This is a genomic window from Allobosea sp. 01N443 (assembly GCF_056399325.1).
Map to the genome: position 1 here is coordinate 1 of NZ_JBFTRC010000017.1, position 19,113 is coordinate 19,113.

Below are 19,113 nucleotides of genomic sequence, written 5' to 3' on the forward strand. Positions count from 1 at the left end.
GGGGCAGCGGGGGAAGCGCCGTCAACCGGCCGATGGACCTGCTCGTCCTGGAATGCGGCCGATCGAGCCTTCCATGGTTGCATCGGCCTTCTCGAAAATCGCAATGCACATTTCGGGGCGATGCTTTAGCGAGGACATCGCCTGAAACCGGACGGCCCTCGATGACGCTCATCATCTTCGATTGCGACGGCGTGCTTGTGAACAGCGAGGRGGTCTATCTCGCTGCCGAGCTTGAGTTCCTGGCCTCGGTCGGCGTCGTCCTCGAACGCGATGTCTATACGGACACGTTCATGGGGCTGTCCCCGCCGATGTGGCAGGCAAGGCTCCAGTCGATCATCGCGGAGCAGCGCAGCGCGCCCCTGCCATCCGATTTCTTCGTGCGGCTGGATGACCACACGACGGCACGCATAGAGGTGCATCTGGCCGCCCTTCCGGACGCCCGGCAGACCATCGATGGCATCGAGGCGCGCCGTTGCGTCGCATCGAGCACGCCGTCCGCGCGGCTGCGCTGGAAGCTGCAGCAGACCGGCCTGATCGGCCTGTTCGATCCGCATATCTTCTCCTCGGACATGGTCGCGAACGGGAAGCCCGCGCCCGACCTGTTTCTCCATGCCGCAGCCGCGATGGGCGTGCAGCCCGGTGAGTGCGTGGTTGTCGAGGACAGCGTCAACGGCGTCATGGCGGGCAAGGCCGCCGGCATGCAGGTCATCGGCTTCACCGCTGGCGCTCACTGCGCCGGCAATCATGGCGACCGTCTGGGGATGGCGGGGGCCGATCGCATCGTCGGCAGCTATGGCGATCTCGCCGCCGCATTGGACGGGTTGGGGGCATAGTGACTGCTCGGGGCCGCCCGATAGCCTTGGCCACGGCACAGGCGGTTTGTCGCGCTTTCTCCGTCGGTGGATTCCGGCCCCTGCCGAAACTAAACTGCGACAATGACCATTACGCGCCTCGACCACGTGCAACTCGCCATGCCAGCCGGCGGCGAAAGCGAGGCGCGCGCCTTCTATGCGGACATTCTCGGCATCAGCGAAGTCGCCAAGCCCGCTCATCTCGCCGGCCGGGGCGGATGCTGGTTCGAACAGGGGGCGTTGAAGGTCCATTTGGGAGTGGACGCCGATTTCAAGCCAGCCCGCAAAGCGCACCCGGCCTTCATCGTGAGCGATCTCGCAGCGCTGGTCACCACGCTGAAGGCGCGCGGCTACCACGTGGCCGAGGACCAGCCCTTGGACGGATATGACCGCATGTATGTGGACGACCCGTTCGGGAACCGCATCGAGTTGATGGAGCCGCTGTCGGCGGCGAAGCTCGGCTGAGGCTGAAAACAGCGACCCGGATGCCCTGCCTCCTGCGGTGCTCGATTGCGGCTCGGGGTCAAAATGATGCGGGGCGTGGGGATGTGTCGCTTGCGGGCGGCGCGCATCGAGGGTTCGATGCGCGGATGATGAGCGAGCAGGCCACGGCAACCGACGACAAGGCTCTGACGGAGCAGGTGGGACATGTGCTCCGCCACATCTGGGACCCGATCGGGCTCGGCGCGGAAGGGCCGGCCGATGAATATGACAGCTATGTGCCCGGCCTCATTGCGCTGGTGCGGAGCACGACGGCGTCCGAAGCCGAGATCCTGGCCCATCTCCTGCTGATCGAGAGCGAGATGATGGGGCTGGCTCCCGCGAGCGTCCCGGCGACACGGGTTGCGCGGGCGCTGCTCGGGCTACGCGATGCGTGGAGGCGAAAGCCCGATGTCCTCGTGAGCCAGGTCTTGAGCGCGGACGGGCTACATTGCCTTTGGCTGTTTCGACGTCCCGACGGCCTCTATTCCTACGAGCATGCGGCACTTCGGCACGAGGTGGACGTGAACGGCTCCTGGTCATGGTGGGCTGGCGCGGGCAAGGGGCGATCGGGACTCTTTGCCACCACAGAGGCTGCCGAGCACGATGCGCGCAGCGTGACCGACTGGATGTGCTGAGGGCGGCCATCCGCCAAGGCCGTCCAGACCGGCCGTTCCCGCTCACGCAAGCTTTGCGCAAATACCGATTGGCCTCCCGGGCGATGCGGCACTAGCCTGAGTTTCTCTGCCTGACCAAGGAGGAAACCATGGCGACCGATGGACCGGACCTTATTCGCAGACGCATTCTTCTTGGCGGCACCGCGCTTGCCGCGTCGGGCCTTGCATCCGCCCCGACGATCCAGACAGCGCAGGCCCAGCAGCCCGCGCCGGCGCCGGCCTCCGGACGCAAGCCCAATATCCTGATGATCATGGGCGACGATATCGGCTGGTTCAATCCGAGCATCTATCACCGCGGCATGATGGGCTATCGCACGCCGAATATCGACCGCATCGGCAATGAAGGCGCGATGTTCACCGACTGGTACGGGGAACAAAGCTGCACGGCCGGGCGTGCCGCCTTCATCACCGGCCAGTCGCCGATCCGTACCGGCCTCACCAAGGTCGGCCTGCCCGGCGCCGATATCGGCCTGCAGCCGCAGGATCCGACGGTCGCCGAACTGCTGAAGCCGCTCGGCTATGTCAGCGGCCAGTTCGGAAAGAACCATCTCGGCGACAAGGACGAACACCTGCCGACCAATCACGGCTTCGACGAGTTCTTCGGCAATCTCTACCACCTCAACGCCGAGGAAGAGCCGGAGAACCCCGACTACCCCAAGGATCCGGAATTCAGGAAGCGCTTTGGACCGCGCGGCGTCATCCGCTCGTCGGCCGACGGCAAGATCGAGGATACCGGGCCGCTGACCAAGAAGCGGATGGAAACCATCGATGACGAGACGACGGCGGCGGCGATCGACTTCATCGACCGGCAGAACAAGGCCCAGAAGCCGTGGCTCTGCTACTTCAACTCGACCCGGATGCACGTCAACACGCATCTGAAGCCGGAATCCGAGGGCAAGACCGGCAAGGGCATCTATCCCGATGGCATGGTCGAGCATGACGGGCATATCGGCCAGCTCCTGAAGAAGCTCGACGATCTCGGCATCACCCAGAACACCATCGTCGTCTATACCAGCGACAACGGCGCCGAGGTGATGACCTGGCCGGATGGCGGCTCGACCCCGTTCCGCGGGGAAAAGGCGACCAATTGGGAAGGCGGCTATCGCGTGCCGACCCTCATTCGCTGGCCCGGCGTGATCAAGCCCGGCACGATCTACAACGAGGCGTTCTCGCATTACGACCTGATCCCGACCTTCTGCGCCGCGGGCGGAGAGCCGGATGTGGTCGCCAAATGCATGAAGGGGCACCAGGCCAACGGCAAGAGCTTCAAGGTGCATCTCGACGGCTACAACCTGATGCCGTTCTTCACCGGCAGCGCCAAGGATTCCCCGCGCCGCGATTTCCTTTACTGGAACGACGACGGCGAACTGGTGGCGGTGCGGGTCGCCGACTGGAAGGTCGTGTTCAAGGCGCAGGAGCACGAGGGCATCGACGTCTGGCGCAGGGAGTTCACCAATCTGCGGGCGCCAAAACTGTTCAACCTGCGGGCCGACCCCTTCGAGCGCGGCGACACCTCGATGGAATACGAGAAATGGTTCTTCGATCGTTCCTTCGTCGTGGTCCCATCGCAGGCGGTCGTCGGGAAATGGCTGGAAAGCTTCAAGGAGTTCCCGATCCGGCAGAAGCCGGCGAGCTTCAACCTCGATGACGTCATGCGCAAGCTGACGCCCAAGAACTAGCCGGCGCAGAGAGTGGCCGCCGCCGATGCTGTCCATTGGAGGGCAGTGTCAGCGGCGGTCGTCATTGCGCGGTCCGCGAGCAACCCAGCAGACAAAGGCCAGTCCGCCTGCGAGGCCAGCTAGATCATCGGGCCGGAAATCATATCCGGACCGATGATCTAACCCTTTGTGTTTGCATCGGCTTTCCCGAAAACCGCAATCCACTTTTCGGGCCGATGCTTTAGCAGCAGGAATGCAACGACGCCGGTGTGCCGTGCGGTCATTTCATTGAGCCCGACGAGCACGCTCATGCCGAGCAGGACGGCGAGGCTCGGGCGGAGCTGCACGCGCCATACAGAGCTGATGATCGATTTCAGCACGGGCATGAGCTCCGTCGCGGTGTGGTTTGGCAGGTGCTGACCTCAGCCCGGGTTCCGGCATCATGATGCAAGCGCCACAGGACTGCACTCCCTGCGGTAAGCGGTTTCACTCCGCTTCACATCTTGCGAAGTCTATGGGACGAGACGGAAGGGGGCGCGAGTGTTGAGGATAGCGGCCGCACAAACCGTTGTTTCCCCCGACATCGCCGCCAATGGCAGCGCCATCCGCGCGATGATTGCGCGTGCGGCGGGCGAGGGGGCTCGCCTGATCAATTTCTGCGAAGGGGCGCTGTCAGGCTACGCAAAGAGCCAGATCCTGAAACAGGGGGATTGGCAGGCCTTCGATTGGGCCATTCAGGAGGCCGAGCTTCGCGCTATCGCTGAACTGTGCGGGCAGCTCCGCATCGTCGCGGTCGTCGGCGGGGCCCATCGGCTCGGTCGGGGATATCCGCCGCACAACAGTCTCTACGTCTTCTCTGATACCGGCGCCCTGCTCACCCGATACGACAAGAGGTTTCTCTCGAATACCGAACTTGCTGGCTGGTACACGCCTGGAACGGAGCCGGTCATGGTCGACGTCGATGGCTACAGGTTTGGCTGTGCGATCTGCATCGAATCGCAGTTCCCCGAGATCTTCAGCGACTATGAGCGTCTCGGCGTCGATGGGGTTCTGTTCGCATCATACGGCCTTCCCTGCCGGCCTGAACTGCATCTGGATCGCTGCTGCTACCCCCGCGCAGGACGCCGCCAAAGGCCCCGCCGGCATCATTGGACCGGACGGGGCATGGGCCGCGCAATCGTCGCCATCCCCGGAGCCTGGGCTAGCTATGGCAACGCTGGACCGGAACGACCCCGCCTACGAAATTGCGCTTCAAAGGGCGCGGCCCTGGCGCGCCAGGGCAAGAGAAGGCGAGATCTATCGCGAGAAGCTGGCCGACGATCCCCGCAGCGGAAACAGAAACGGATATTGAACCGTCCATTCGCCCGACGGGAAACCATGCCCGCGGCTTGGTTCGCGACCGACGCTTCGCAGAGGGCGCGAAGCGCTCAGCTCTGCTCCAATGCAGGCAGGCACTCGGTCCGTTCGTTGGAGGTTTGAGCGGCAAGGGCGGCATAGACCACCAATCTCAGATGCCGTCCGCCATCGACGGTGAGCGACGTGTGTTCSAAGGTGACGGGGTGGCCACCGACGCGAAGCGTGCGCGTGCCGGTGCAGGGTGCGTGGACGTCCGGGCTGCGCCACCATGTCTTGAATTCCGGCGAGACATCTTCCAGTTCCGCGACCAGGGCGCGCATGTCCGCATCGCCGCGCGCGCCTGCAAAATCCCGGCGAAAGCTCGCCAGCATGGCTTGCGCCTGGTTTTCCCAATCCACAAGCGTATCGGCGAGGTGCTGATCGCAGAACAGCATCCACAGCAGGTTGCGCCGGTTTGAAGGCTGGCTGCCGAACCGGAACAGGGCTTCGGCCGCTTCGTTATAGGCCAGCACGTCCCAGCGCAGGTTGAGAATATAGGCCGCATGTGGGGCGAGGTCGCCCATCAGCCGGTTCACGAGAGACGGAACCGTGCACCATGTCTTTCCCGGCTCGGCCGGTGGGCGCTCCTGGGCGAGCAGGAAGAGATGCCGTCGCTCGGCGCCATCGAGCTTCAGCACCCTGGCGAGATTGTCGAGGAAACCGGAGGAGACGCCGATATTGCGACCCTGCTCGAGCCATGTGTACCAAGTCAGGCCCACCCCGGCGAGCGCGGCAACCTCCTCGCGCCTGAGGCCGGCCGTACGCCGACGCTTGCCGGAGGGTAAGCCGGCATCCTCGGGCGTCAGCCGCTCGCGATGCGCACGCAGGAACTCTGAAAGCTCGGGTCGKGTCCGATCGGAGGTCGCCATGGCCCCATCCGTACAAAAAGTAATAGCATAATGAGTTAAATTGTATCAGCGTCAATGCCGCTTCATGGCTGTTGCGTCGTTAATCCGAGGACGCAACATGAGTTCCGATACCGCTACGGCCCAAACCCTGCGCAGCCCGGCAGAAAGCTGCGGGGTCCGCCCGCCCTGGCTCGGTTTGTCCGTTCTGCTTCTGGCGGGATTCGTGACGATCTTCGATCTGTTCGTGGTCAATGTCGCGATCCCGGCCATGCAGGCCAGCCTCGGCGCCCGCCTGTCACAGATCGGCTTCATCGTCGCGGGCTATGAACTTGGCTTCGGGGTGCTGTTGATCACCGGTGGGCGGCTCGGCGACATTCACGGCCGCCGGCGGCTCTTCGTCGTCGGAATTGCCGGTTTCACGCTCGCCTCGGCGCTCTGCGGATTGGCGCCGACGATCGAGATCCTCATCGCTGCGCGCGTGGTGCAGGGATTGGCGGCAGCACTCCTGTTTCCGCAGGTCTATGCCTCGATCCGGGTAAGTTTCTCTGCTGACGACGCTCGTCGCGCCTTTGGACTGCTCGGCATGACCTTGGGCCTTGCCGCCATCGCGGGCCAGGTGGTCGGCGGCTTTCTCGTCGAGGCGAACCTGTTCGGTCTCGGTTGGCGCATGATCTTCCTCATCAATGTTCCCGTCGGTGTCATCGCCATCCTGATGGCGCCGTTCATTCCCGAGACCTACGCGCCGGAGCGTCCGAGCCTCGACTGGTCCGGCGTGGCCCTCGTGAGCCTGGGGCTGACGCTCTTGCTCGTGCCACTGATCGAAGGGCCGGCGCAGGGCTGGCCGCTTTGGACCCTTGCATCGCTGGCAGGGGCCGCCGTCCTGATCGCTGCGTTCTACGGGCAGCAGGAGAGCCGGCGCCGGGCGGGCGGCGAGCCTCTCGTCGATATGAAGCTCATGCGTCAATCGTGCTTTGCCCACGGCGGTCTGTTGGTCGTCCTGATCTATTCGACATCGTCCTCGTTCTTTCTATGCTTTGCTCTCCTGGCRCAGACCGGGTTCGGTCTCAGTCCTTTCGAGGCGGGTCTCAGTTTCGTCCCCTGCAGCATCGGGTTCGTCATCGCCTCCATGGCGGCGCCCCGTCTCGTCGCGCGCCTTGGCACAGCCGCAATTGCCGCAGGCGCACTTCTCTATGCCGTGTCGCTCGGCATTCTGATCGCGCAGGTCTGGCTTGCCGGAGCAGGGCTCGTGGTCGCGCATCTGATCCCGGCCTTGATCGTGGTCGGCGCGGCCCAGGGCCTCATCATGACGCCGCTGCTCAACCTCGTCCTCGGTTTTGTGGGGGAGGGACAGGCAGGCATGGCCTCTGGCGTCGTCGCAACGCTGCAGCAAGTCGGTGCGGCGCTGGGAGTGGCCGTCGTCGGCATCCTCTTCGGTGCGGCGCTTGCCGCCGGCATCGACGCAGGAGGGCAAGCCCAGCTCTACGCCTCTGCCTTCGTCGGCGGGATGGCCTACAACCTCGCCGCCGCGATCGTCGCCGCTGTCCTGATCTTTGGGATTGCGCGCAGGAGATTGCCGCGATGACCTTGAAGCCTGGCCTGGGATCGAGGCTCAAGCCGTGCCCGGACCTTCCCCAGATGATCGCCCTCGCCAAAACCCTTGGCACGCGCAACAATGTCGGGCGCCTTGAGGTCTTCGAGATGGATCTGCAATGCATGGAATTCCGCCTGGCCGGCGCCGATCGTGCGCTCTGATCCGGCGGTCATCCAGTCGCTGTCTCGTGCCTTCATCGACAGGAGAGCGACCATGCCTGGCAGGAGCCCATCCCCGACCTGGCGCCTCGGCACCCGCCAGGTGAAAAGGCTCGGCTACGGTGCCATGCAGCTCGCCGGGCCTGGCGTATTCGGCCCGCCGAAGGACCGGGATGYGGCGCTCGCGGTGTTGCGCGAGGTGATTGCCTGCGGCGTCGACCATATCGACACGAGCGATTACTACGGCCCGCATGTCACCAACCAGCTGATCCGCGAGGCGCTGTCGCCCTATCCCGACGATCTCGTCATCGTCACCAAGATCGGCGCCCGGCGCGGCGCTGACGGATCCTGGCTTCCCGCGACCTCGCCGGACGCGTTGCGGCAGGCCGTGCACGACAATCTGCGCAATCTCGGGCTCGAGGCGCTCGATGTCGTCAACCTGCGACTCTGGGGCGATGGCCATGGCCCGGCTGAGGGCAGCTTGGCTGCCGAGCTGACCGTGCTCGCCGAACTCCAGCAGCAGGGCCTTGTCCGCCATATCGGTCTCAGCAATGTCACCGCCAGGCAGGTCGGGGAGGGGCGCGGCATCTGCGAGATCGTCTGCGTCCAGAACCACTACAATCTCGTTCACCGCACGGATGACGCGCTGATCGACGAACTGGCAGCTGCGGGCACGGCCTATGTACCCTTCTTCCCGCTCGGAGGCTTTTCGCCCCTGCAATCGGCTGGGCTGACCGAGGTCGCGGCGCGGGTCGGCGCAACGCCGATGCAGGTCGCGCTCGCCTGGCTGCTGCAGCGCGCGCCGAATATTCTGCTGATCCCGGGCACCGGCTCGGTCGCTCATCTCCGCGAGAATATCGCCGCCGGCGTGCTGGACCTGAGCGGTGAGGCGATCGCGGCGTTGAACACCATCGCAGCGGGATCCGCTTCGGTCCGGGCCTGACGGCAGCGCGTGGGGCATGCTTGCCGGGCCCATGCGCGATGGCGGTATCAGACGGCAATCGAGGAGGTGCCCTGCCTCAGGGCGAGCGCCCGATCAGCCGGTCCTCGACATTCTGCAGATGCCGGCGCATCGCGTCCGCGGCGCCCCCGGGCTCGCGGTGGGCGATCGCGTCGACGATCCGGTCATGGTCCTCGAAGCTGTGATGATCGGCAGGCGGGCTTGAATGGCTCGGTCGCGGCCGCCCCCAGGTGACGGCGCGGCGCACAGCGTTCAGCGTTTCCAAAAGCGCGATCAGGATCGGGTTATGCGCGGCCTCGGCGATCTGGTGGTGGAAGCGCGCGTCATAAGCCTCGTATTCGCGCCAGCTCGTCGCGGCGCGGCAGGAGGCGTTCAGTTCGGCGAGCGTCGCGATCTCGGCCACCGTGGCGTTGATCGCCGCGAGGCGTGAGAGCTCGGGCTCGAGGCCGATCCGCGCCTTCATCACCTGGACCGGATTGCTGCGCTGCACCAGGTCCGCGATATCGACCAGTTGCGGCGGCTTGGGGCCGACGAACGTGCCCTTGCCGACATGGCGCCAGAGCTGGCCCTCGCGTTCGAGCGCGGCGAGGCCCTTGCGCAGTTCTGTGCGCTTCACCCCTAGCAGTTCGGCCAGCTCCCGCTCCGGCGGCAGGCGCCCGTCATCCGGCAGCTGCGCCGCGGTGATGTAGCCATAGAGCTGCGTCAGGACGCCCGAGACATCGGCATCGGGCGGGGTGGGGGCTTTCTGATCCATGATGTGCGACCGGCAATGGGGAACGTGATCGTGATCCCATGGATCGCGGGCGAGCGCAACCATTTTGAATATTGGTTGTGATTATTGCTGCGTTGCGCAAGGATTTTCGGGCAAATTACTGCAAATCGAAGCCTTGACAGGATCAATCCGGCACATGACAGTGCCCAAAATAAAATTGGTTGCGACCAAGATCGCCCAAAAAGCCAAACAGAACTCTGGGAGGAGTCAGATCATGAAGCCGTTGAGGAGAAGGTCCGTCCTGTTCGGAGCCGCCGCCGTCGGCGCTGCGCTGATGCTCGGAAGCGCCGCCGCGCAGGCGCAAGCGAAGGTCAGGGTTGCGCTGGGAGACGTGCTGTCGACCGAGACGCTCTCGATGATCATCGCGCTGGAGCACGCCAAGGAGAAGGGCGTCGACTACCAGGTGACGCATTTCTCGAAGGAGGACCTTGCCATCCAGGCCGTGATCAACGGCCAGGCGGATCTCGGCGTCGGCACGCCCTACGCGGTCGTCCAGAAGAGCAAGGCGCCGCTGCGCGTGCTCTTCCAGGGCACGCGCCTCGTCTTCTTCCCGGTCGCGGACAAGTCCTACAAGACCTGGAAGGACATGAACGGCCAGCCGATCGCCTTTCACGCCCGCGCCACCGGAACCGAGGCGATCGGCAACATTATCGCCAAGCGTGAGGGCATCCAGTTTGGCKAGCGCAGCTATGTGCCGGGCTCGGAGAACCGGATCATCGGCATGATGAAGGGCCAGATCAAAGCCACCATCGTCGATCTCGCCAACAAGAACCTGCTGCTGGAGAAGGCGGGCGACCGCTTCCATGTCCTGCCCGGCGTTAGCGAGCCGGCTTCCGACGAGACGCTGTTCGGCCGGACCGACTGGATCCAGAAGAACGAGAAGCAGGTCGATGTCATCGTCACCGAATTCCTGCGGCTCTGGCAGGAAATGGCGGCCAATCCGGCGATCGTCGAGCAGGAGAGGGTCAAGCGCAAGCTGATGGCCGACCAGCCGAAGGAGGTACTGGAGGGCATCACCAAATTCTACACGCTGGCGACCAAGGAAGGCGTCTATGCGCCGGCCGGCGGCAGCGCCGAGGTCGCGAAGGCTGATTTCGAGTTCTACACCGAGGCCGGCCAGCTGCAGGGTCCGGCCGCCGAGCTGAAGGTCGAGGATTTCTGGTACCTCGCGCCGCTGGAGCGGGCACGCAAGGCCCTGGGCAGCTAGCCTCGTCCGGACCCGTCCCCGGGGCCGGTGCATGCAGCATCCGGCCTGGGGACCCCTCGTTTCGAAAACGCGCACAAGCGGAGTGCTCTCCCTTGCAGATTTCCGAACTTGCTCCTGCCCTGCCGGCGCTTGGCAGGGCTCCGGCCCAGCGCTGGCGCGATCTCCTGATCCATCCGCTCGTGCTGCGCCTGGTGTCCTTCGCGGCCGCTCTCGCGCTTTGGGAATATGCCGGGCGGATACCGCTCAGCCCCGCCTTTCCGACTTTCCTGGAAACGCTCGGTGGTCTTCGCGCGATCATGGCCGATGGAACCCTGTTCAAGGCCTTCCTGATCACACTCCACCCGCTCGTCATCGGGCTGACCGCCTCGATCCTGTGCGGCGTCGCGCTTGGCGTGCTGATGGGGTTGCACGAACCCTCGGAATGGCTGTTCGCGCCGATCTTCGTGATCGCCCAGGCGGCGCCGCTGGCGGCCCTCATCCCGATCCTGACCTTCGCCTATGGCATCGGGCTGACCGCCAAGGTCATGACCGTCTGCATCATGGCGATGCCGGTCATCGTGCTGAACACGCTCGGCGCCGTGCGCAACACGCCGAAATCGCTTCTCGAAATGGGCAGCTCGTTTCTCGCGACGCGCAGCCAGAGCATCCGCCTGATCATCCTGCCGGCAGCCAGCCCGATGATCTTCGCAGGCCTTCGGCTCGGCTGCGCCGCCGCCTTCATCGGCGTGATCCTCGCCGAACTGCTGATCACGCCGACCGGCATCGGCGACGTGATCTCCTACAACCAATCGGTCGCCGACTATCCCAAGATGTACGCGGCCATCCTCGCCATCATCGTGTTCTCGGTCCTGTTCATCGAGCTGCTCGAGCGGATCGAAGTCACCCTGTTTCGACCGGAGGTGCGCAGATGACCCCCAACGCAGCCATCATGCCGCAGCACCTCGGTGACCGTCCGCCGTTTCCCGCCCGCGCGGCCCGGCCGATCGTCGAAGTGCGCAGCGTCTCGAAAACCTATGCCGGCGGCGTCGAGGCGCTGAGCGGCATCTCGCTGGAGTTTCCGGAAGGGCGCCTGACGACGCTGCTCGGCCCCTCGGGCTGCGGCAAGACCACGCTGCTCAAGATCATCGCAGGCCTGATCCCCGCCACCGGCGGCCAGGTTCTCGTCGATGGCCGCGAGGTGACCGGGCCCGGCCCCGAACGCGCCTTCGTCTTCCAGGATTTTGCGCTGATGCCCTGGGCCAGCGTCATCCGCAATGTCGCCTTCGGGCTCGAGCTGCGCGGCGTCGCCCATAGCGAGCGCGAGGCGATCGCCGAACGCCATATCGCGCGCGTTGGCCTCAAGGGCTTTGAACAGAAATACCCGCACGAACTCTCCGGCGGCATGCGCCAGCGCGTCGGCCTGGCGCGTGCGCTGGCGGTCGATGCCAAGGTCGTGCTGATGGACGAACCGTTCTCGGCCGTGGATGAGCAGACCCGCCGCAAGTTCCAGGAAGAGCTGCTGGAACTCGTCGCCAATGAAGGAAAATCCTTCATCTTCGTCACGCACAGCATCGAGGAGGCGGTCTATGTCTCCGATCGGATTGCGCTGCTCTCGCGCCGGCCGAGCCGCGTCTCGGCGATCATCGAGCCGCAGATAGTCCGTGGCGGCGACCCCGAGAAGATCAGGCGTGACAGTGCCTATCTCGATGTCGTCGAGGCGATCTGGCAGCAGCTCCGGCATTACTTGGACTAGGAGTCGGCCATGGTCATTTCAGGTATCCGCCTTCCGATGATGGCGGCGCTTCTCGTCTGGGCCGTGATCTGGGAGATCGCCGGTCATACCGATGCCGGCTTCATCCTGCCGCCGCTGTCGCGCATCATCTGGCGCGTCTTCGAGATCGTCCCGACAGCCTCCTTCCTCGACGCACTGCTGATCACCGGCCGCGCTTTCCTGCTCGGCAACACGATTGCGATCTGCGTCGGCGTCCCGCTCGGCATCGTGATGGGCCGCTCGGTCATTGCCGACCGGCTTCTCCTGCCCTGGGTGAACCTCTTCCTCTCCGCGCCGCTCAGCGCGCTGGTGCCGGTCATCATGGTGCTGTTCGGGCTGGGCGAGACGACGATCGTGCTGACCGTCGTGCTCTTCTCGATGTGGATCATCGTGCTCAACACGCGCGCCGGCATCCGCGCCATTTCGCCCTCGCTGGTCGAGATGGCGCGCAGCTTCGGCGCCAATCGCTGGCAGGCCTTCAGCCGGATCTATCTGTGGGCGGCACTCCCCGAAATCCTGGCGGGCATCCGGCTCGGCATGATCCGCGCCGTCAAGGGCGTGGTCATAGGGCAGCTGCTGGTCTCCGTCGTCGGCTTCGGCACGCTCTTCGAAATCTACCAATCGCATTTCCTGATGGAGCATTTCTGGGCGCTGCTGCTCGTGCTCTTCGCCTTCGCCTTCACCCTCAACGAACTGCTCGCCCGGCTCGAACGTCGGTTCGGCTATTACGCCGCCGCGCGCTGAAGACCTCTCTTGCCAACGAAGGATCCCGCAAGATGAATATCGCCACGCCTCAGAACCATGTCGTCCAGGCCCCGGAACAGGTCACGGTCCCGGTGCGGGGGACGCAAAGCCGGTTCCCCGTTCACCGCATCTACTGCGTTGGCCGCAACTATGCCGCCCACACCATCGAGATGGGCGGCGACCCCAACCGCGAGGCGCCCTTCTTCTTCCAGAAGAACCCCGACAGCGTCGTCCTCGATGGCGCCGATTTCCCCTATCCGCCGCGCAGCAGCAATGTGCACCACGAGATCGAGATGGTGGTCGCCCTTGCCAAGGGCGGCAAGGATATCCCGGTCGAGCGCGCGCTCGAGCATGTCTATGGCTATGCGGTGGGCCTCGACATGACGCGGCGCGATCTGCAGGACGAGTGCAAGAAGGCGGGCCGGCCCTGGGAGATCGGCAAGGCCTTCGAGCATTCCGCGCCGCTCAGCGAAATCGTGCCTGCGAGCACGATCGGCCATCCCGAGAACGGTGCGGTCTGGCTCAAGGTGAATGGCGAAATCCGCCAGCAGGGCGATCTCAACCACATGATCTGGAAGGTGCCGGAGATGATCTCGTATCTCTCCGGCCTGTTCGAGTTGCAGCCGGGCGACCTGATCATGTCCGGCACGCCGTCGGGCGTCGGCGCCATCGTCCGCGGTGACGTGATGGAGGGCCATGTCGAGGGCATCGGAACGGTGCACGCCAAGGTCGCCTGAGCGCGGCGACCGCGCCCCTCACGGCAGGCCGGCCTCGGCCGGTCGTGCCGTGAGGGGCAATTTGCCTGATGGGCGCCGTCCGGTTTCACTATCGCGGCGCGACTGTCGGCGCCTTCGGCCAGGGCTGTTGCCGATAACGCCCTGGAACAGGTTCGCTGGCTGGCGGGTTACCCTGGAAACCAGGGAGGCTCCAATGGCCAAACAACCCGAATCCCTTGCCACATTCGCGGCAACGGCCCGCAATGACGGCAAGAAGCCCAAGGATATCGGTCTCACTGCTACGCCCGAGACGGCACCTCTTCCCGGCGACACGAAGAAGGAGGCCGACGCGGCCACCAAGGTTCTGCGCGAAGGCGTGCTCAAGAAGGACCAGGGCGCGGACGAGGCGATCGACAAGCTCCCCGACCGCACGCGGGATCTGTGATCCAAGCCTGAGCGGACGCTCCGGCACCGGACCTGGGCTCAGTGTCCAGGGCCCGGGGCGGGGGCCGGCTCGCTGGCCGGGGCCGCGTCTTTCGGCCTGCCCCTGCTGCGCTCGCGCATCCGCTGGAACACGACATAGAGCATCGGGATCAGGAAGATGCCGAAGATCGAGGCGAAGAGCATGCCGCCGAAGACCGGCGTGCCGACCGCCCGCCGGCTGAGCGCGCCGGCCCCCGTGGCAATCACCAGCGGCAGCAGACCGAGGATGAAGGCAAAGCTCGTCATCATCACCGGGCGGAAGCGCAGCCTGGCGCCGGACACGGCGGAATCGATGATCGACTCGCCCTTGGCGCGTTGCTCCAGCGCGAATTCGACAATCAGGATGCCGTTCTTCGCCGCGAGCGCGATCAGCACGACGAGGCCGATCTGGGCGTAGACGCCGAGGCTGACGCCGGTCAGCGCAACCGAGGCGACTGCGCCGAGCACCGCGACCGTGACCGAGAGCAGCACCGCGATCGGCACGTTCCAGCTCTCGTAGAGCGCGACGAGGAAGAGATAGGCGAAGAGCAGGGCGAGCGCGATGACGATCGGGGTGCCGCCGCTTGCGGCCTTCTCCTGCAGGGCCGTGCCGGTCCATTCGAAACCGAAGCCCGCCGGCAGGGTCGTCGCCGAGATGCGCTCCATGGCCTGGATCGCCTGACCCGAGCTGACGCCGGGCTTCGGCGAGCCGTTGACGATCGCGCCCCGGTAGCCATTGTAGCGGGTCAGGGCCTGCGGCCCGGTGACGAGGCGCACCTGCGAGAGCGCGTTCAGCGGCACCATCGCGCCGGTTTTGCCGCGGACATAGATCTTGCCGATATCGGTCACGGCCCGGCGGAAGGGCGTCTCGGCCTGGACATTGACCTGCCAGGTCCGGCCGAAGACGTTGAAGTCGTTGACGTAGAAGCCGCCGAGCGTCGCCTGGAGGGCGTTGAAGATGTCGGCGATCTGGACGCCGAGCACCTGCGCCTTGTCGCGGTCGATATCAAGATAGATCTGCGGGGTGTCGGCGGCGAAGGTGCTGAAGACCGCGGCGAGCTCGGGCTGCTGGTTGGCGGCGATGAGCAGGCCGCGCATCGTGGCTGCGATGTCGGTCGGCGACTGGCCCTGCAGGGCTTCGAGCACATATTGGAAGCCGCCGGTGCTGCCGAGCCCGATGATCGGCGGCAGGTTGAACGGAAAGACCGTTGCCTGCTGCACGGCGGCAAGCTGCGGCCGCAGCGCCCCGATGATCGCGCCGACCCCTTGCGCCGGATCCTTGCGGTCCTCGAACGGCTTCAGGCGGATGACGAAGAAGGCCTGGTTGGAGGAGGCGAGGCCGTCGATGAAATTGAAGCCGACGACGGAAAGCACGCCCTGGACGCCGGCGACCGGCCGGACGATGCTCTCGACCTGCTCGACCACGGCCGCGGTCCGGTTCACCGAGGCGCCTTCGGGCAGGCGCATCGCGATGAAGAAGGCGCCCTGGTCCTCTTCCGGCAGGAAGCTCTGCGGCGTGGTCAGGAACAGCCCGCCCGTCGCGGCCAGGATGCCGGCGAGCACGAACAGGACGACGACGGCGACCCTGACCAGGCGCCTGACGATCGCGGCATAGCCGTCGCGGACCTTGTCGATGCCGTTCATCACGTAGCGCATCGGCCCGCCGCCGCCATGGCCGCGCTTGATCAGGATCGAGCAGAGCGCCGGGCTCAGCGTCAGGGCGTTGATTGCCGAGATCAGCATGGCGGTCGAGACGGCGACCGCGAATTGCCGGAAGAGCTGGCCGCTGATGCCGGGAATGAAGGCGACCGGCACGAAGACCGCGAGCAGCACGAAGGTGATGGCGATGATCGGCCCGGTGATCTCGGCCATCGCCTTCTTGGTCGCGTCCGCGATCGAAAGCTCCGGCTCCTCCTCGACGACGCGCTCGACATTCTCGATCACCACGATGGCGTCGTCGACGACGATGCCGATGGCGAGCACGAGCGCGAGCAGGGAGACCGTGTTGGCGGTGAAGCCGATCACCAGCATGACGGCGAAGGTGCCGATGATCGAGACCGGTACCGCGACCAGCGGGATGATGGTGGTGCGCAGCTTGCCGAGGAAGAGGAAGACGACGAGGCCGACCAGCACGAAGGCTTCGAGCAGGGTGCGGATGACCTCGTCGATCGTGGCGCTGACGAAGACCGTGGTGTCGAAGAAGATGCCGTAGGCGAGATCCTCGGGGAAGCGCTTGGAGAGCGCCTCCATCGTCGCCCGCACCTTCTTGGCGACATCGATCGCATTGGCGCCGGGCGACTGGTAGATGCCCATGGCGGCGCCCGGCGCGCCGTTGAAACGGCTGTAGCGATCGGCCGTGCGGGCCCCGATCTCGACGCGCGCCACATCCCTGACGCGCACGACCGAGCCGCCCGGATTGGTGCGCAGCACGATATTGGCGAATTCCTCCGGCTTGGTGAGGCGGCCCTGCGTCTTGACCGTGAGCTGGTATTGCTGGTCGCTGCTGACCGGGGCGGCTCCGATGCGGCCGAGCGCCGCCTGCACGTTCTGGCCCTGGACCGCGGAGATGACGTCGCTCGGTGTCAGGCTGAGCGCCGTCAGCCGGTTCGGATCGAGCCAGACCCGGAGCGAGTAATCGAGCGGGCCGAACAGGCTGACCTGGCCGACGCCGTTGATGCGGGCGAGCGCGTCGACCAGGTTGATCGTCGCGTAATTGCTGAGATAGAGCGAGTCGAATGTGTGCTTCGGCGAGTGGATCTCGACCACCTGCAGCAGCGCGGCGGATTTCTTGCGGACGGTCAGGCCCTGACGCGTGACCTCGGTCGGGAGCTGCGGCTGGGCCAGCGACGAGCGGTTCTGGACATTGACGGTATTGATGTCCGGGTTGGTGCCGAGCGCGAAGGTGACGTTGAGCGTGTAGCTGCCGTCGGCGCCGCTGGTCGACTGGTAGTAGAGCGCGTTGTCGACGCCGTTGATCTGCTGCTCGATCGGCTGGGCGACGGTGGTCTCGACCACCTCGGCATCGGCGCCGGGATAGCTCGCGGTCAGGGTGACCTGCGGCGGCACGATATCGGGGAACTGCGCAACCGGGATCGTGAAGATGGCGATGAGGCCCGCCAGCGTGATGACGATCGAGACGACGAAGGCGAGGCGCGGCCGGTCGACGAAGATCGACGAGATCACGTCTAGCTCCCGCTTGCCGGAGCAACGGGCGTGGCGGAGACGGTCAGGCCGGGGCGCACCTTGAGCAGGCCTTCGACGATGACGTTCTCGCCCTCGGTCAATCCGGTTTCGACGACGACATCGGCGTCCTGCTGCGGGCCCAGCTTGATGMGGCGCTGCTGGGCCTTGCTGTCCTTGTCGACGACCATGACATAGCTGCCGGCCTGATCGACCTGGACGGCCGCCTGCGGCACGACGAGGCGTGCCTGCTGGCTCCGCTCGCGGACCTCGACCGAGACGAATTCGCCGTCGATCAGCTGGCGATCGGGGTTGGGCAGCGAGGCCCGCATGGTCACGGTGTCGGTCTGCTGGTCGACCTGCGGGTCGGTATAGTTCCAGACGCCGGGATGGGGGTATTCCTTGCCGGAGGACAGGCGCACGGTGATCGCGATCTTGCTCTGGCTGCCGTCCTCGCGCCGGCGCGCCTCGCGGAGTTCCTCGAGCTGGCGCACGCTGACCTGGAACAGGACATACATCGGGTCCTGGCTGACGATGGTCGCGAGCGGGTTGCTGCTGGGGCCGACGAGATTGCCCTGCGTATAGGCCGTGCGGCCGATGCGGCCGGCGATCGGGGCGATGATGTCGGTGTAACCGAGATTTTCCTTGGCCTGGGTCAGTGCCGCCTGGTTCTGCAGCACCGAGGCATGGGCGACGTCGAGAGCGGCGCGGTTGCTGTCGAGCGTCGCCTGCGAGACGGCCTGCGTCTTCACCAGGTCCTGCGAGCGCGCATAGGTGAGCTGAGCGTTGAGCTCCTGGGCCTTGGCGGCGGCGAGGTTGGCCGTCGCCTGGTCGAGCTGCGCCTGATATTGCACCTTCTCGATCTGGTAGAGCGTGTCGCCGGCCTTGACCTCCTGCCCCTCGGTGAACTGGATCTTGTCGAGGAAGCCCTGCACGCGGGCGATCAGCGCCACGCTTTCGGGCGCCTTGATGCGGCCGACGAAGGAATAGGACCAGGTCACGCCCTTCTTGGTGGCGGGCTGGATGCCGACGGCGGGCGCAGGCGGGGCGGCCGGAGGTTGCGCGGCTTGCCGGTCGTTGCAGGCGCCGAGCGCCAGCGCCATCACCGCAATCGAGACAAGCAACCGGAACGTCATCCGTATGCCCCGCAATGATCGATCCCGGGGATGCAAGCCCCCAGGAACCCAAGTCCCGTAGGATCGAGACCCGCTGGGACCTGCGCCCATGGTGACAAACTTCCGGGCGCTTGCACAGAGCCCGGCTGATGCCGAAACCGCGAGGGGCTGGGTTCGCCGAGGCTGTCGGCGTCTCCGTGACGGTTCAGAGCGGTTCGACTACGTCGGGATTCATGGCGATGAAGAGTTCAGCCTGACGCGCGAACAACATCCAGGCCGGATCATTCTCCGACCGTCCGGCGTGGCAGTGCATGATCGTGAAGATCGCCACCGTTCCGGCCGGCTGCTCGGGGTCGATGCGCGCGGCGCGACACATCGCCCTGGCAATTCTCTGGACGCGCGGATCATCCCGACGACCTGCCGCGCTCACCCCCGCGGCCACGGGTTTGGCTTCGTCGATCAGAGGCATGGCGGACCTCCCGTCCTGTCATAAGCTGATGCGAGACAGTCAAACGATCGGCCCGGCTATCGGTTCCCGCGGCAAAGAC

The 19,113-nt window shown here is 65.5% G+C and carries 20 protein-coding genes; 14 read left to right on the forward strand and 6 right to left on the reverse strand.

Features of this window, described 5'->3' with window-relative positions; all coding sequences use genetic code 11:
- The first annotated feature begins 161 nt into the window (after positions 1 to 161).
- The 4 genes from AC1DRP_RS07185 (at position 162) to AC1DRP_RS07200 (ending at position 3,687) form a co-directional block, all read left to right on the forward strand.
- The gene (locus AC1DRP_RS07185; RefSeq protein ID WP_476768193.1) at positions 162 to 833 is read left to right on the forward strand and encodes an HAD family hydrolase; all 672 of its coding nucleotides are present in this window, start codon (positions 162 to 164) and stop codon (positions 831 to 833) included.
- Between the two features lie 102 nt (positions 834 to 935).
- On the forward strand, positions 936 to 1,316 hold the full coding sequence (locus AC1DRP_RS07190; RefSeq protein WP_441492240.1) for a VOC family protein: 381 nt from the start codon (positions 936 to 938) through the stop codon (positions 1,314 to 1,316).
- Positions 1,317 to 1,444: 128 nt separating this feature from the next.
- A complete protein-coding gene (locus tag AC1DRP_RS07195; RefSeq protein ID WP_441506857.1) occupies positions 1,445 to 1,969 on the forward strand; it encodes a hypothetical protein in 525 nt (174 codons plus the stop codon).
- Positions 1,970 to 2,097: 128 nt separating this feature from the next.
- The gene (locus AC1DRP_RS07200) at positions 2,098 to 3,687 is read left to right on the forward strand and encodes an arylsulfatase (RefSeq protein WP_476768194.1); all 1,590 of its coding nucleotides are present in this window, start codon (positions 2,098 to 2,100) and stop codon (positions 3,685 to 3,687) included.
- 158 nt (positions 3,688 to 3,845) lie between these two features.
- Here the strand turns inward: AC1DRP_RS07200 and AC1DRP_RS07205 are convergent, their stop codons facing one another.
- The gene (locus tag AC1DRP_RS07205; protein ID WP_476768195.1) at positions 3,846 to 4,046 is read right to left on the reverse strand and encodes a hypothetical protein; all 201 of its coding nucleotides are present in this window, start codon (positions 4,044 to 4,046) and stop codon (positions 3,846 to 3,848) included.
- Positions 4,047 to 4,206: 160 nt separating this feature from the next.
- Here AC1DRP_RS07205 and AC1DRP_RS07210 point away from each other — a divergent pair, with 160 nt between their 5' ends.
- Positions 4,207 to 5,145 carry a carbon-nitrogen hydrolase family protein gene (locus AC1DRP_RS07210; RefSeq protein WP_476768196.1) on the forward strand — a complete coding sequence of 313 codons (939 nt, stop codon included), beginning with the start codon at positions 4,207 to 4,209 and terminating at the stop codon, positions 5,143 to 5,145.
- Here the strand turns inward: AC1DRP_RS07210 and AC1DRP_RS07215 are convergent.
- Entirely contained in the window at positions 5,094 to 5,930 is an 837-nt protein-coding gene (locus tag AC1DRP_RS07215; protein WP_476768197.1) for a helix-turn-helix transcriptional regulator, read from the reverse strand. The genes AC1DRP_RS07210 and AC1DRP_RS07215 overlap by 52 nt on opposite strands.
- A 97-nt stretch (positions 5,931 to 6,027) precedes the next feature.
- Here AC1DRP_RS07215 and AC1DRP_RS07220 point away from each other — a divergent pair, with 97 nt between their 5' ends.
- From AC1DRP_RS07220 to AC1DRP_RS07230, 3 genes are read left to right on the forward strand one after another with little or no spacing between them, the layout of a single operon-like run.
- A complete protein-coding gene (locus AC1DRP_RS07220; RefSeq protein WP_476768198.1) occupies positions 6,028 to 7,491 on the forward strand; it encodes an MFS transporter in 1,464 nt (487 codons plus the stop codon).
- Positions 7,488 to 7,661 (forward strand): hypothetical protein, encoded by a 174-nt coding sequence (locus tag AC1DRP_RS07225; protein ID WP_441492248.1) that lies wholly within the window; start codon positions 7,488 to 7,490, stop codon positions 7,659 to 7,661. Before AC1DRP_RS07220 ends, AC1DRP_RS07225 begins: the two co-directional genes overlap by 4 nt.
- 52 nt (positions 7,662 to 7,713) lie before the next feature.
- Positions 7,714 to 8,601: an aldo/keto reductase family oxidoreductase gene (locus tag AC1DRP_RS07230; RefSeq protein WP_476768199.1), complete on the forward strand. Its 888-nt coding sequence runs from the start codon at positions 7,714 to 7,716 to the stop codon at positions 8,599 to 8,601.
- A 76-nt stretch (positions 8,602 to 8,677) separates the two neighbouring features.
- On the opposite strand, the gene AC1DRP_RS07235 is transcribed toward AC1DRP_RS07230, so the two are convergent.
- Positions 8,678 to 9,373, reverse strand: coding sequence for a FadR/GntR family transcriptional regulator (locus AC1DRP_RS07235; protein WP_441506851.1), 696 nt, complete (start codon positions 9,371 to 9,373; stop codon positions 8,678 to 8,680).
- Between the two features lie 232 nt (positions 9,374 to 9,605).
- On the opposite strand from AC1DRP_RS07235, the gene AC1DRP_RS07240 reads away from it, so the two are divergent.
- The 6 genes from AC1DRP_RS07240 (at position 9,606) to AC1DRP_RS07265 (ending at position 14,253) form a co-directional block, all read left to right on the forward strand.
- Positions 9,606 to 10,598, forward strand: a complete 993-nt coding sequence (locus tag AC1DRP_RS07240) for an ABC transporter substrate-binding protein (RefSeq protein WP_476768200.1) — start codon at positions 9,606 to 9,608, stop codon at positions 10,596 to 10,598.
- Between the two features lie 92 nt (positions 10,599 to 10,690).
- The gene (locus tag AC1DRP_RS07245; protein WP_441492252.1) at positions 10,691 to 11,509 is read left to right on the forward strand and encodes an ABC transporter permease; all 819 of its coding nucleotides are present in this window, start codon (positions 10,691 to 10,693) and stop codon (positions 11,507 to 11,509) included.
- A gap of 17 nt (positions 11,510 to 11,526) precedes the next feature.
- Positions 11,527 to 12,330 carry an ABC transporter ATP-binding protein gene (locus AC1DRP_RS07250; protein ID WP_441506936.1) on the forward strand — a complete coding sequence of 268 codons (804 nt, stop codon included), beginning with the start codon at positions 11,527 to 11,529 and terminating at the stop codon, positions 12,328 to 12,330.
- 9 nt (positions 12,331 to 12,339) lie between these two features.
- A complete protein-coding gene (locus tag AC1DRP_RS07255; protein ID WP_441492253.1) occupies positions 12,340 to 13,092 on the forward strand; it encodes an ABC transporter permease in 753 nt (250 codons plus the stop codon).
- A gap of 32 nt (positions 13,093 to 13,124) precedes the next feature.
- Positions 13,125 to 13,829, forward strand: coding sequence for a fumarylacetoacetate hydrolase family protein (locus AC1DRP_RS07260; protein ID WP_476768201.1), 705 nt, complete (start codon positions 13,125 to 13,127; stop codon positions 13,827 to 13,829).
- A 193-nt stretch (positions 13,830 to 14,022) separates the two neighbouring features.
- Positions 14,023 to 14,253: a hypothetical protein gene (locus AC1DRP_RS07265; protein ID WP_441492255.1), complete on the forward strand. Its 231-nt coding sequence runs from the start codon at positions 14,023 to 14,025 to the stop codon at positions 14,251 to 14,253.
- 38 nt (positions 14,254 to 14,291) lie between these two features.
- Here AC1DRP_RS07265 and AC1DRP_RS07270 read toward each other — a convergent pair whose 3' ends face one another.
- The 3 genes from AC1DRP_RS07270 to AC1DRP_RS07280 all read right to left on the reverse strand — a co-directional run bounded on the left by AC1DRP_RS07270 (position 14,292) and on the right by AC1DRP_RS07280 (position 19,034).
- A complete protein-coding gene (locus AC1DRP_RS07270) occupies positions 14,292 to 17,453 on the reverse strand; it encodes an efflux RND transporter permease subunit (protein ID WP_476768202.1) in 3,162 nt (1,053 codons plus the stop codon).
- A gap of 2 nt (positions 17,454 to 17,455) precedes the next feature.
- On the reverse strand, positions 17,456 to 18,586 hold the full coding sequence (locus AC1DRP_RS07275; RefSeq protein ID WP_476768203.1) for an efflux RND transporter periplasmic adaptor subunit: 1,131 nt from the start codon (positions 18,584 to 18,586) through the stop codon (positions 17,456 to 17,458).
- 184 nt (positions 18,587 to 18,770) lie between these two features.
- On the reverse strand, positions 18,771 to 19,034 hold the full coding sequence (locus AC1DRP_RS07280) for a hypothetical protein (protein ID WP_441506846.1): 264 nt from the start codon (positions 19,032 to 19,034) through the stop codon (positions 18,771 to 18,773).
- Positions 19,035 to 19,113 lie beyond the last annotated feature (79 nt).